The sequence below is a fragment of the Adonisia turfae CCMR0081 genome (assembly GCF_011009555.1).
Taxonomy (GTDB): Bacteria; Cyanobacteriota; Cyanobacteriia; order Phormidesmidales; family Phormidesmidaceae; genus Leptothoe; species Leptothoe turfae.
The window spans coordinates 3890579-3903848 of record NZ_QXHD01000004.1; the positions used below are offsets into that span (position 1 = coordinate 3890579).

Sequence of the window (13270 nt, forward strand, 5' to 3'; positions counted from 1 at the left end):
GATCAGGCCAAAATCTTTTAAGACAATGGCATTGTCGTTATGGATGGTGACAACAACACCGCCATCCAACTCCAGCGGTTGCCACGGTGCCGCTGCGTCTACTTGCCCAGCTTCTCCACGCACAACGGCTTCTACGTCGACCTTTTGGGATGACTCTGGATCAGGATTGGGGCTTAGCCTGATCACTGTGCGAGTTTTAAACCGTTTATCTCCCGCATCTAAAACCAGCTCGGTGCCCCTGGGGATTGTTATTTCTGTTGTGGTTTCTGGATCAGGGGTCAGGGTTACCTGGCCACGGGCAAAGTGAAAGTTCTCTCGCACCTGCACTTCTTTCACACCGGGCAGGTTAAAGATGGCATTTTCGACGGTGGTGACATTGGCCCCGCTGGTGGCTAGTAGCGCAGTTTTGGCCCGTGCTCGCAGGTCGTCATCGGTTTCTCGGTGTTTGCCGGTAAAGCGAATGGGTTGTTCGTTGGTAACGGTTTTGATCCCCGATAGGGGTTGGGGCATGACTTCAATGGTGTTGGCCGCTGTCGCTTCACTATCGCCCGGTGCGATCGCTTGCACCCTCACCTGTACCTGATTGTCGGTTGGACCTAGCTGTTTGGTTTCCACCGTTTGATACGACTTTTTAACCGTGTCGGCGTCTTCGCTGGTGGTCACCACAAACCCCAGGGGAATTTCTAAGGTTTCATCAATGCCCAGATCCCGCTCAAAGGTGACCAGCCCGGTGGCAAAATCTGGCTCCCCGCGCTGGATGCCCAATACGGCCACCACCCGTTCTAAATGGATGCCGGTGGCGGTTTCGACAAACCCCGATAGATATACCCGATGCATTTGCTCATACAGCAGCGCCATTTCGTAGGCAAAGGTTTCGTAGAGGGTGCGGGCAACACTGCCGGTCTCAAAGTCAGAAATGCTCGCTGGGGTGCGATCGCGCATTTCTGTAAATAACTGAGAAAAACTTTTTGGTTCAAATGCCATGGTACTTGCCCGTTAGCCCCCCAACCCCAGTGCCAGGTCCAGTGTCAGCGGCTCATCGTCATCGATGGGGCGGACGATTACGGTAACGCCTAAAATATCTCGCGACACCCCCCGGGATGGAGGCGCAAATACAACATTAACCACTTCTGAAATGCGAGATTCTTGGGCCAGACAGTCCCGAATATACATTTCTGTCAGCAGCTGGGTGCGACGGTTGTTGGGTTCTCCGACCAGTTCATGTAGGCGAGAGCCATAGGTGCTATGCCCCAAAGATTTCAGCTCACCCTGGCGGGTATGGAGACGATTTAGCAGGGCCTGGGCCAGATTGTTGCGTCCACTGACGGCAGCAATATCTTGCTGTTCCACCGTCAGGTCAACCCCTGCCCGAGCCGCTACCGGCTGGCCCATCTGACGGCGGGTGAGTTTGAGATCAATTTTATTCAGCCCCTCTGCCATTGAGTCTCTCCTAAACACCCACGTTATGCTTGACTTTTTACCTTTAAAACAATCTGATCGATGAGCGTCTGAGGTAGGTTCACCGTTGCCTTAGACAGGTCCAGACGACCTGTAACGGCAACATTGCCATTGACCGTAACATGACCATTGACGGTTAAATGGTTACCGACAGTTAAGTTCTTGTCTACCACTAGATTGTTGTTTGTGGTGACGTTGCCATTGATCGTGACCTGGTTTTGGGGCGGCACAGACAGGGCGATATTGCCATTCTCTGCAATTTCAATACGAGTTTTGTGGCGCTGTAGCACAATATGGTTAGGCCGCACGTCTAACGAGGTTTTAGCATCTGGCCGTAGCCGGATACCATTTTGTTGATCAACCACTAACTGGTTGCCGTTATTGGTTTCTAGTCGAATGCCCTCATCCTGATGCAATGAGACTACGGCATGGCCTGATTTATCACCCTTATGGGGGCACTGGCTGTCGGTGCCTTCGCACCAGTTTCCCTCTTGCTCATCTAGGGGCTTTTCCACCCGACTGGGCATATCGTAAGGACAAATAAAAATCTTTAGGTAAAGCGGTTGTTCAAAATCAGGGTTTTCCGTTGGCTTGGGGCCTTCGATCTGGCCGGTATTCACATCAAACTTATAATCGCTATTGGCCCCTTTAATGCGCACCATCCCTTATCCCACCTTTGTATTTCGTGCTTTTGCCTGAATCGAGTTAATCTTTTCTGTGGGGACCATAATCGGGCAGGGTGCGCCTAGATTTCCCACATGTTGATGCATGCTAAGAATAATATCGTCATTGTCTGCCACTGCATTACCGGGCATGCGCCCGCCGAGTTGCACCGACCCAGTTGTGGCGTCTCCGACTTTGATCGATCCCATGCTTTTGACGGTGACGCTACTGCTGGCAGCATCCAGGGTAATACCGCCCCCATCAATGTTGAGTTTACAGGTGCCATTATCAATGGAAACATTGCCCCCAGAGAGGGTAATGGTACATTGCTGGTTTTTAATCGTAATATTGTCGTCTTTAACGCTCACCTCACTCTTTTCATTTACGGCACTGAGTTCACCATCTTTTACGGTTACAACATTTTTTTCATCTTTACTGGTAAGGGTGACTGCGCCTTCTGTATCAATTTTGAGGCTGCCGCCTTCTTTTAGGCTATGCTGCAACAAAAATTCTTTTTCTTTATTGACGGGCGGTTGGTCGGGATCATTGTAGAGGCGACCGATAATGACTGGGGCGTTAATATTGCCGCCGATAAAGGTGACCAGCACCATATCGCCCACGTTGGGGATATTCACCAGGCCTAGATGGGGGGTGGTAACTGGCACCTGACGTAGTTCAAAGTCTTGACCGTCAGGTTGTTTTTTATTTTTCAGTTTAATTGAGCACTGATAGTTCTCTTTGTCGCTGTCAGACTTGTGGGGGAAGACGGCAGTAACGATGCCCAGCTCGGTGGTGTAAATCTTGCGGGCCTCGTGGGCGGCCACTTTTTTCATGACGCCGACAATGGAATCCATCAGGTTTGCTCCCAATCAATGGTGGTATAAAAGCCTTTACGGCGGCTGAGGTGATGGGCGACGCCGGTAATTTTGAAGGTGCCATTGTGTTGATCTTGGGGCATCTTTTCAATTTTGATGGCATCGCCGAGCTTGATTGTTGAGTCACCCAGGACGCGTACTTGACCTCGTTGTTTTTGTTGTTTTTGGGCTAGCAGGGCCTGAGCCACTTTATTGGCAACGGCCTGGGTGCGAGCAGTGGGGTCGGCGATGCGTAGTTTTGTGCCGGTGCTACCTCCAGCGGTGCCTTTGACGTCTTTTTTGGTGAGCCAGCTATAGGCTTGGTCGCCCTGTCCTTGGCTGGCGGGGCTTTCGCCGTAAACTTCGACGGCGGTGATGTTGGGGGCAGGTTGGGCTTGGTGATAGTTTAGGATGTTGTTGCCGTAGGTGAGGGTGTGGGTGGTGGTGGGGTTGTATTTGGCGAAGACGAGTTTGTCGTCGGTGTCGGCGTAGAGGTCAAAGTTGCATTGGTGGGCGAGGTGGGCGAGGTGATCGTAGGTGGATTGTTGGTCGCCGATGGTGTAGGTGGGGAAGGTGAGGCCGTTTTCGATTTTGGCGGTTTTGAGGTTGAGGCGGCTTTGGGCAATGTTTTTGACGATGTCACCGGCGGTGGGTTTCTCGTAGAGGAGGTTTAGGTGGGTGGTGAGGGTGTGGAAGGTGCTGAGGGCTTCGATGGTGATGTGGTCGATGCCGTAGTTTATGGTGTGGGCGGTGCCAGTGAAGATGGGTGTGGTGGTGGTGTTATAGCCGAGGGCGACGGTGACGGGAGAGTTGAGAGAGAGAGAGAGGTCTGTAGGGCGGCTAAGAATAACTTTGCATCGATGGGTAGGTGTAATAAGGGAGGTATGAGACTGGAGACAGAGGATACTGGATGTGTTGGTAATGGAGGCGAGGATGATTTTGCAGGAAACTGGTTGCATGGTCAACTTAAGTAAAGCCCTTGCCAGATGGCTTCAGATATGGAATGACATCTCATTAAATTAAAGACATCAATTTCGACAAAAACTAGTCTCAGTGTAAAAAAGCAACGATACTAGTATGCTTACGTCATCTTGTAGAGAGCGTCTTTCTTAATTTTCCACTGTTTTATGTACTGCATTGTAGAGAGCATCCTTACTTAATTTATGATAGAGATCAACATCATTTACATGAGAGGCTTCCGCAAATTCTTTAAGCACAGATGACACGGCTTTGGACATTTTCTTCGAATTCTTAAACACCCAACATAATCGGTCAGACCAGAATCGAACTTTCGAGCTAAAAAGCTCAATACGAACCTTAGGAGCCAAGTGGCTTTTGAATATAACTTCATCCGCATCAAAAATCTTTAGAAATGCATAAGTGCATAAGAATCTAAAATACCTATAATCTCCCCCTTTTATAAAATTTTCTTGAAGCTGTTTTTGCAGGTATGTGTTAACATCAGGTAATATCTTAAAAAGATTTTTAGAAGAAAAATCTCCATTGATAAGACGTTTAGCTAATTGATCGCCACTACTTCCACTTTCTAGACCTTGAGAAATACAGTATTGGATTGAGTTGTTAATAAAGTCAGGGATTTTTACAACAGGAAAACACTCTTTTTTGACAACTTCGATTGCCTTCGTATGGTCAAATTCAATCTTAATGTTTTTGCCAGAATATTTAACAAAAGCCTGAGCCATATAACATCTTCTGACATCAAGGGCGATCAAATCAAAGTCATCTGTAAAGCCATACTCATCAGATAATTTATTGTATTCGGATGTAATTTTGAAGGAGTCAAAAAAAATATCTTTTTTTCTGATTTTATTAAGAATATCATCAAAACCTACAATAATATTCTTTTTGACCATGCTCCAGAATTCATCTTTGAAATCACTTGAGATTTTTTGGTATACTTTTGGCTTTCCTATCAAAGATCCATCATCAAGATAGATCTCCTTAATAATTGGATACTTATCTATCCAAACATCTTTAGGTTTAACCTTAATGAAAAAACTCGTAAAGAAAACATTTTTGAACCAACCAGGATCAAATTTCTCAATAAGAAATTTGATCCTGGCTATTTGATCTGTATTCTTAGCTAAATTATAACCTAAGCTAATATTCCACATGATGTAAGTTGAAATTACATCATTCTTCATAGAGATGTTTTTATGAAGTTTATCACGCCCTAAAAATATCGGTAAAATCGAATCATTATCAATCACAGCGATAGGATTTTTCGTTTTACTTTTATCACTATAATTTCTTTTTAGAAAGAAAGCATTTCCAAGATTCATTTTTTCAAAGCGATCCTGATTTCCCAGCAAACTATCAACAGCCAAAATACGCCCTAAATTTTGCATAAATTGTTGATTTGCTAAAATCGACTTATTTATATAAATTGAGCCAATTATTTTCATTAAGGCTTTATATGAATCTCCTTTAATCTCCTTGTTCTTGCAATAAAGAGATTTGGAGCCATTTTTCCCAAATTTGATTGTATTGATTATTCTATCTATTTCTCTCACATTACTAACTGAGTCAGGATAATATTTCTTAGTCCAGGAGTTTAGGTCTGCTGATATGTCTGATAAAGGCTCTCCTTGAATCAGCTTCATTACCACTAAGAAGTTTGACTCATTCTCAAATTCCTTTAAAAATTTCTCATAACTCAATCTTTTTTTTGATTGAAACTCATAACCTGAATTAGCCAATAATTCCATTGTATCCATAATGTCTTGAGTAAGTTTGTCATAATCAAAACCTTGGATTCTCTTTTCTTTAGAAATAATAGCTTCTAAATTTTGAATAATTTCAGAAGAAAAGGATGATGGCTCAATCTCTTGCCTATCAACCAATATGGAACCCTTCTGAAAGATGCGAATATAGTATTTGTTATTGTATTTTCCTACGAAAACAGTGCTTTCTTGTTTTTTTTCAAGAGCTTCAATCGTCTCAGGAAGTACGCCCTTAACCTCTTTGGCTTCTAGATGATATTTTACCCGTGGTGGAATGTCATTTTTTTTGCCGCGCTCCTTTATGAAATTCATCAGAAGATTTGTTGTGGAGTTCACAACGCTGTCATCTTTAACAGAAAGTATAATGCTTTTAGGAATCTTAGCTTTTCCTAGGGTTGATAAAAGATGTTCCGCAAATTTTACTTGTTGCGGAGCATCTGTGACTTTAATGGCATAACCTCTTCCCGGAATATTGGTATGTATGAAGATAACTCCTCCCTTCTGGCCAGCGGCTGATATATCAATAGACTTGAGGTCTTCCCACCATTTTGGCTTTTGAAAAAAGGCCGCGTGCTTTATTTTTACGCTGCGTGGATCTTTTTCAGATAGCATCCCAAATTTCTTGTTTTCTTCAAAATAAGCATATGCTTCTATTCTGCGGCCTCTACCTCTCCTTTGTAATTTTTGTTTTGGGGAAGTTGATGAGATATTTGTTGCTGCCATGTTTATCTCCTTAAATATCTAAACAAAATGAATCTCAAAGTAAATTAGAACTCAAGTATCCATGGTTCTAGCTCATCATTGAATTGTAGCGAGCACCCTTCCGATTCCGGAGAGATTGCATGAACTAAAATTCCATCAGAATCGACTATCCCTTGACTGGATGCAAGCACACCGTCATCCAAGATATATTGCTTCCCTGCTTTTTCCTCAATTAAGAGTTTCAGCATGGGTAGCTCATCCTCCTCTAACTCTTCTTCTAAATCCTCTTCTAGAGCAATCTCAAATGCCTCCGATTCATCCTCAAACTTCAATACAACAGAAAAAGCTTGCTGACAAACCGGATGTACTAAAATCCCATCTTCATCCACCGTTCCCTCACTCGGCGGCATCATCCCATCATCCAACCGATACCCCACCCCCGCTTTCTCTTCAACAAGTAAACTCAACATGCCAAAGTCATCGTCATCATCAAAGTCCGGTGGTTCTGTATAAAAATACGTCCAGGCCACCAACGGATAACCCATCTTATCCGTCCCCGGCTTGCCATCATTCATCGTCAACCGCAGCTGATAGGGTCCCTTCTCCGGTGGCAAATATCCATTCGGAAAATCCGGCTGATAATTATCTACCACCAGATTATTCCAGGCAATACTCCCCACCCAAGGAATCTCCACCTCTTCTCCATCTTTAATCTTGCTGCCAGCCACCAAACCACCCCGCCGCAGGTAGGTACTGAGCATCCCTTGATCCCACACCGTTTCCCAAATCGCTTCAGGATAGCCCGGTGCAAATAGTTCAAACTTAGCCTTATAAAACCGATCCATATTGCGTACCTTCCACGCAATCAATGGATTCTGTACCCGCGAGATAAAGCTAAAGGTTTCTGATACCTCGGCAAAGTATTTCCCCTTTTTTGTCTTGTTCCCTTTGCCGTTGTTAAATGTTTCCGATACCTGATCACCCAAGACCAACGACAGCCGAGTCACGCCATGGAAAGGACTGCTGCTTACCGTCGGGGGGGCAATACCATATCGCTGAGGCAACGGCTTTAGACTGAGCCGACGTGGGGGTTGCTTGGTCGGTTTGCGCGGCTTATCTAACCCCACCAACGGCGGAAACGGATAATCTGCCCCTGGTTTATCCAATGGCTGTTGTTTGATTAATTTGGTCGCTTCAACAGGCATTTGATATATTTCTCCCTGACAACCCTGCCGTGTACATACAAGTATTGGAATTTAGTGTTGGCGGTTGCATTACCCCCTCTAACTCCCCCTTACCAAGGGGGAGAACTGGAGTTTCCCCCCTTGGTAAGGCTACGGTGTACACACAACTGGAAGATGATTGGCATCGAGTATGATAAACAACGGTTCCCCTTGGCAAGGGGAACCAACGGAGGGGTCTTCGGTCGTTAGCGCTAGTTATCCAGCCCCCTCCCTGACGGTTCCCCTTACGAAGGGGAACCCCTGGTAGGCCATATTGAAACCTAGGATTTTTAAGGATTTTAGCCATTCTCTCTGACTTATGTATACACCGTAGCTTGGTAAGGGGGGATTAAGGGGGGTAAGGCAGGATTCTGAACTCCCTGCCGAGATGTTTGTACACCGTAGCCCTGACAACCCCATATAAATCATGACTAAATTTGAACCTTTGAATGTAGAGATGTTCCATGGAGCGTCTCTACGATATTTTAGAAATTCCTCCCAATATTTTAGAAATTTATTAATGGTTTCTACGCCATCTCCTCAGGATCACCTGCCCCGAGGGGAAACTCCCAACTAACGGGTTTTGTAGCATCGTCTTCACTGGGCCATAGGGTCAAATTGGCCTGTGTAGCCGTTGGCGATACGGCCTGACTCATATAGCCATTAACATCTGTAGTACCCGTATAGGTTTCACCACTGACCTCTAGCTCATAACGTTTATTGGCATAGGGGTCGTCATTCTCGTCAGTAAACGCATAAGAGAAATAAGCTTTGAGTGTCTTTACTTGAAATACATACTGACGATTACGGGGATCATCTGGCCCAAAGGCTTCAATTTGTACCTGTTTGACCCGTTTTTCAGGAATAAAAATCTTGTCATCTACAAACAACTCACCATCCGGTCGCTGCCGCCGTAAATTGTTATTCTCAGGATGATAAAAAATAGTATCTGTCGAACGAAACCCCGCTGTATGGGCAATGCCCGTTAGCGTATCGCCTAACTTAACAACATAAACCTCACCTGAACTCTCCATAGATAGCTACCTTTTAGGCCGTAAACTTAATTAATTTCCTAGAAAGAGAGACACAATACCAAATCCGAATTCATTAAGCCCAATTAAAAATGGACAATCCTGTAGGGGCACTCCCTTGTGGATGCCCTTCGATGCCGGACTTAAAAGTCATCTTTGCTTACAATATATTCTACGTGAAAAAACACTTTTAAAATGTTTCAATTTGTGCAGTCTTTTCGGGTGGCATTGGTATCTCCTTTTACGTTTTTATAATTCTTTTTTACAAAGGCATGGCGGCTAACAAACCATTAAAGCTAACCCCCAGCTTGTCTACACCGGTCTCAATCTCTTCACTCAGGGCATATAGTTTTTCAAACAATGCGTCAAATAAGGTTTCAATGCCTAACTCATCCTTGAGCTGAATAATCTTTTGATATTGCTCATTTAAGGGTTTAGCAATTAGCTCAACCGGGTGAAATAGAGTTAGCTTTCCTAGCAAAACTTCGCGAACTAGGGTTGTCAGGCTCAAAATAGGGGTGGTTTGTTTTATATCTGCCGTTGTCAGCTCTTTGGGTAGATTGTCTACTTGATTCACCTGCCAGCTCACGTCTTCGGGGATAGTCACGTCACCCGCTCGGCCCAAGACCAAAGACTGTACTGGTACCTCCAAAGCGGCGACACCAGGTTCAAAGACTTTGTCCTCTAAGGTTTCAAACCAGATATCCCCCATGGGCGTGGTTGTTACAAGAGGGGTACCGCTGGGGATCGCAATGGCATTTGCTGCTGGCGCGGCTAAGGTGACAGTGATACTACCTCGGGCTGTTGCTAATAGTTGGGCGGGGGCCAACCGTTCTAAACTGCGACGGACTTTGTTATATAGCTTTTGTAAGGGGGCAATTAAAGCAGTTTCTGGATTGAGTGCCGCCAGGGGCTTGACCACTTCTGCTTTTACTCGCTGTAATGGTTCTGCTAAAAAGTCGAGATTAAACGCTTGCACTTTATCCTTAATGCCAACCATGGCCTGGCCAATGCGGGCTAATCCGTCAGGTATCTGGTTAAAGACCGCCAGGTGCTCCTGTAGCCCCAAAATAGACTGAATCGCACCGCTGATGTGGGCAAGGGGCTGCTCAAGCTGTTGGGTAATGGCGTCAATGGGGCCAGCCACCAGACCGTCTATTGCCTGATTTAGATAGGTTTTAAGGCCAGCTACCCCATTGCTCACCAGGTTGTCGATGGCTGACAGTCCCTGATCGAGACGCTGGGTGAGGCTCTGCCAGAGGCTTTCTAAGGTATCTAAAATGCTGATGAGTTTTTGGTTAAATTGGTCAATCAAACTGGTGGGAATGGCCAGCAGGGTGACGGGGTTGAAGGTTTGTATCTGGGTTTGTAACTGTTCATAGCGTGCCTGCAACTCTGATGGGATCTGGTTTGCCCCGTTTAGTCGCCGGGTTTGTTGTTGCCAGCCCTGGGCTAGCTGGGTGATCTCAGCCAGATAAGTTTTTTCATAATCAGCCACGGTCTGAATCACTGTTTTAACTTGCTCTAACAAGACCGGTTCGCGGATTTGCGCCATGATTGTGGTGGCTGCCGTGCGCAGGGGGCTGAGCATCGGGTCTAGAGCGGAGAGATCCAGGCCATCGACAAGTCCGTGCAAGCTGTTTACAACAGTCTCTAAGAAGGGTGTAATCCCGCCGTCTAAAATTGTTTGTACGGGTTGCCAGAAGGGCTGATCTTGCAGACGGAAGCCACTGATCGTATCGGTGACCTGGCGCACTGAGCCCACCACCTGATCCACCAATGTCTCCAGCCCCAGTTTGTCTAGCTGTTGGGTGACGGTGTGCAATAGGTCATTGATGGGGATGAGTAGCTGACGCGGTGAGAGCGATCGCACAAATCCCATCAGTTGCTGATAGATGTCCACCAGCGGTGCCAGCAAGGTTTTGGGGCTAGCAACAGCATCTACTTTGGCCAGTAAGTCGGCTTGAAACTGGCTGATCGGCTGCATCAGCTCCACCAGTTGATCGGGGTCAACCAGGGCTTCCACCTGGGCAACCATGGCTTCAAAGGGAGGGGTTAGCAGCTCACCCACCAGGGTGCCGGGTTCAAATCGATTGATAATATCCACCACCTGATCGAGCTGGGCCTTGACCGGTTCGATCACTCCACCTAAAACCGGCTCTGCTATCTGGGTCCGATAACCTTCTTTGAGAATGTCGGTGGCCTGGGAGGGTGGGTCAATGGCATTGCGCACCAGGTCTAAGGCGGCGGATAGGGCCGTGCGCAACATCTGGTTCAGCTCGGCCACATTGATCGAGGCCAGGGTGGTTTTAACGGTGTCCACCTGGTTAAGGACATCGTCAAAGATGGGCTGTAGGCTAACCTCATCTAGTTGTTGCACCACCTGGTCAATGCCCTGCTTAGCCTGCTCTAAAATACTCCGAACCTGGGGATGATCTAAAAGAGCGGTCATTTGGGCAATCAGGGCCTGGAACTGACTGACGAGGGTCTTAAAGTCAAAGGCTGCAACTTTATCGATCAGCCCTTTGACTAATCCATACACTTGCCCAATGGCCACATTGACCTGGTTGATCACACCGCTCACTTGGTCGGTGATGTCGTTAAACATGGCTTTGGCTTGATTGATCAGGCCAGTAAGGTCAAACCCTTGGATAAAGTCAACAATCTGCTGGATCAAGTTGGTCACCAGGGCACTGGCTTTGACCAGGGCCTGCTCGGCGGTTGCGATCGCACTTTCAATGGTGCCCACCACGGTTTCAATCCCCGCTGTAATTTGGCCAACGCCCTGGCTAACCAGGTTTTCTAGGGTTGCGATCGCCGGTTGCAACTGGTCCAATATCCGACTGAGATCAAATTGTTGCAGAATGTCCAGGGCATTGGGGGGGAGCAAATTAAGTTGGGCTCCCAGCGCCTGTGGATCGAGCCCAGCCATCACCGTATCTAGCTTCTCCATAGCCTGGTTTGAGAGATTGGCAAGTGTCCCTTCAAACTGATCCACATGATCAAATGCGGTCTGGGTTTTGGCCTCTAAACGAGTGATTTGACGCGTCAGTTGGTGCGCCTGTTGCTCCAGGTGAGTCAGATGATCGTCGGTTAGCTGATGGTCCAGAGGTAGGGCCACCAGGTCATCCATCCAGGTTTGAAAACCTTCAGTGGCGCTTTCTTCAGTCAATCCAGTCAGTAACCAACTAAGCGTTTCAACCTGCCCCCCATAGGGGCCGATCACATCGCTTAGTTGGGTGAGGGCAGTCTCGCTCAGCGATTGAACTGACAACAATTCGCTTAGATAGTTGGCATCAACAGTTTGTTCACTCAGCTGACTCAATGCCGGAAAAACAGTCTCCGTCAGCGCTTCCAACATGGTTTGAAATTCACCCAACACTGGCGCTGCCCCCATAAATGAGGTGGTTAGGGGAGCCATTAACGTCTCAATTTCCAGCGAGCCATCGGCTACCCCCTGGAGCTCACCTAGCAGCCCACTGAGCAAGTCATCTGGGTTAGACGGCAGGGTTTGGGCTAAATCTGTAAAGCGATCAACAGCCCCCGGCAGGGCGTCTAGTTTCGGAATTGTCACCGTATCCCCGATGGAAAACTGAGGTAAAGAAATGCCCTGGGTCAGTCCGGTAAACTGCTCAACCAAACCGCCACTGTCTGGTTTCTGAAACGTTTGTAGGATGGCCAAAAACCCCTTCTGTTCCGAAGTACTTTGTTCCATAATGGTTCTCTCCTTACTCCTCTAACCATTGCCAATCATCCTGGTCTAACTCTGGGAATGAGAGGGTATAAACAGTTCCCGCCAGTCCTTCAACCCTGAGTCTTCCTTGGTCATCTAAAACACCTGTCTGCACCTGTTCATCGTTCTGATATAGCTCATAGCGCAGCCCGGTCAAAGGCCTGTTATCGTCATCTAACACTGTTAGGGCAAGCCATTTGGTCGCAGAGGGGTCTGTGGCCCGATCGTCGTCTACAGGAGATTCCCTGGGTAAGTCTCTTGTCAGCTCCTGGGGCTCATCCTCATCTAGGGTGGGAGCCAGCTGCCAGTCTCCTTGATCTAACTCTGGGAAGGTAATCTCATAGGCCCCTGGCAATAGTTGGTCAAGACGAATGTTGCCTTGGTCATCTAAGGTGCCTGTACGCACGGTCTCGCCCGCCTGGCTAAGCACATAGGTTGCATTGGCCATGGGCTGACCTGCATCATCCACCAGGGTAATAGTTACCTGGGCAGTGGCCTGTACAGGAGAATCTACAAAGGATTCAGGGGTAGAAGATGGGGGTTCGCCTGGCGTGTCCTCAGGGCGACTCTCGGTAGACCACTGGGTAGGAGTCTGTGGAAGAGGGGGGCGATCCTCTGGTGTTTCGGGTTGTTGTGTTTCTGTTTCACTGGTTTGCAATTCCCAATCTGCGGCATCCAGGTTCGGGAAACTTAGTCCATAGGTGCCGATGGGCAATTGTTCAAGGGTCGCGTCTCCTTGGGGGCTTAACTGCCCCGTTTGCACAGTGCCATCCGGCCAGGTGAGTTCATAGGTCTCATTAGCCATGGGCTGACCCGCATCATCCACCAAACTCAGGGTAATGCTGCCGATGTTAGGTGGTGC

At 47.2% G+C, this 13270-nt stretch carries 9 protein-coding genes and 1 pseudogene; all 10 read right to left on the reverse strand.

Translation table 11 applies throughout. The features are described from left to right. On the reverse strand, positions 1 to 984 hold a 984-nt coding region (locus tag DXZ20_RS20845; RefSeq protein WP_250565862.1), incomplete at its 3' end, for a baseplate J/gp47 family protein. Between the two features lie 12 nt (positions 985 to 996). Then, positions 997 to 1440, reverse strand: a complete 444-nt coding sequence (locus DXZ20_RS20850; protein ID WP_163700340.1) for a GPW/gp25 family protein — start codon at positions 1438 to 1440, stop codon at positions 997 to 999. A gap of 23 nt (positions 1441 to 1463) precedes the next feature. After that, positions 1464 to 2120: a polymer-forming cytoskeletal protein gene (locus tag DXZ20_RS20855; RefSeq protein ID WP_163700343.1), complete on the reverse strand. Its 657-nt coding sequence runs from the start codon at positions 2118 to 2120 to the stop codon at positions 1464 to 1466. Between the two features lie 3 nt (positions 2121 to 2123). Further along, positions 2124 to 2975 carry a phage baseplate assembly protein V gene (locus DXZ20_RS20860; RefSeq protein ID WP_163700346.1) on the reverse strand — a complete coding sequence of 284 codons (852 nt, stop codon included), beginning with the start codon at positions 2973 to 2975 and terminating at the stop codon, positions 2124 to 2126. Further along, positions 2975 to 3934 carry a hypothetical protein gene (locus tag DXZ20_RS20865; RefSeq protein ID WP_163700349.1) on the reverse strand — a complete coding sequence of 320 codons (960 nt, stop codon included), beginning with the start codon at positions 3932 to 3934 and terminating at the stop codon, positions 2975 to 2977. The genes DXZ20_RS20860 and DXZ20_RS20865 overlap by 1 nt, the downstream gene beginning before the upstream one ends. 150 nt (positions 3935 to 4084) lie before the next feature. Continuing rightward, positions 4085 to 6442, reverse strand: a complete 2358-nt coding sequence (locus tag DXZ20_RS20870) for a hypothetical protein (protein ID WP_163700351.1) — start codon at positions 6440 to 6442, stop codon at positions 4085 to 4087. A 44-nt stretch (positions 6443 to 6486) separates the two neighbouring features. After that, positions 6487 to 7626 (reverse strand): hypothetical protein, encoded by a 1140-nt coding sequence (locus DXZ20_RS20875; protein ID WP_163700355.1) that lies wholly within the window; start codon positions 7624 to 7626, stop codon positions 6487 to 6489. 545 nt (positions 7627 to 8171) lie between these two features. Then, a complete protein-coding gene (locus tag DXZ20_RS20880) occupies positions 8172 to 8678 on the reverse strand; it encodes a LysM peptidoglycan-binding domain-containing protein (protein WP_163700358.1) in 507 nt (168 codons plus the stop codon). A gap of 259 nt (positions 8679 to 8937) precedes the next feature. Next, positions 8938 to 12390 (reverse strand): hypothetical protein, encoded by a 3453-nt coding sequence (locus tag DXZ20_RS20885; protein ID WP_163700360.1) that lies wholly within the window; start codon positions 12388 to 12390, stop codon positions 8938 to 8940. Positions 12391 to 12403: 13 nt separating this feature from the next. Next, positions 12404 to 13270, reverse strand: a pseudogene (locus DXZ20_RS20890) (carboxypeptidase-like regulatory domain-containing protein); the annotation flags it as partial.

Excerpts from the sequence above, each read along its gene's own strand:
- DXZ20_RS20850 (WP_163700340.1), bottom strand. The coding sequence starts at position 1,440 with ATGGCAGAGGGGCTGAATAAAATTGATCTCAAACTCACCCGCCGTCAG.
- DXZ20_RS20855 (WP_163700343.1), bottom strand. The coding sequence starts at position 2,120 with ATGGTGCGCATTAAAGGGGCCAATAGCGATTATAAGTTTGATGTGAAT.
- DXZ20_RS20860 (WP_163700346.1), bottom strand. The coding sequence starts at position 2,975 with ATGGATTCCATTGTCGGCGTCATGAAAAAAGTGGCCGCCCACGAGGCC.
- DXZ20_RS20865 (WP_163700349.1), bottom strand. The coding sequence starts at position 3,934 with ATGCAACCAGTTTCCTGCAAAATCATCCTCGCCTCCATTACCAACACA.
- DXZ20_RS20870 (WP_163700351.1), bottom strand. The coding sequence starts at position 6,442 with ATGGCAGCAACAAATATCTCATCAACTTCCCCAAAACAAAAATTACAA.
- DXZ20_RS20875 (WP_163700355.1), bottom strand. The coding sequence starts at position 7,626 with ATGCCTGTTGAAGCGACCAAATTAATCAAACAACAGCCATTGGATAAA.
- DXZ20_RS20880 (WP_163700358.1), bottom strand. The coding sequence starts at position 8,678 with ATGGAGAGTTCAGGTGAGGTTTATGTTGTTAAGTTAGGCGATACGCTA.
- DXZ20_RS20885 (WP_163700360.1), bottom strand. The coding sequence starts at position 12,390 with ATGGAACAAAGTACTTCGGAACAGAAGGGGTTTTTGGCCATCCTACAA.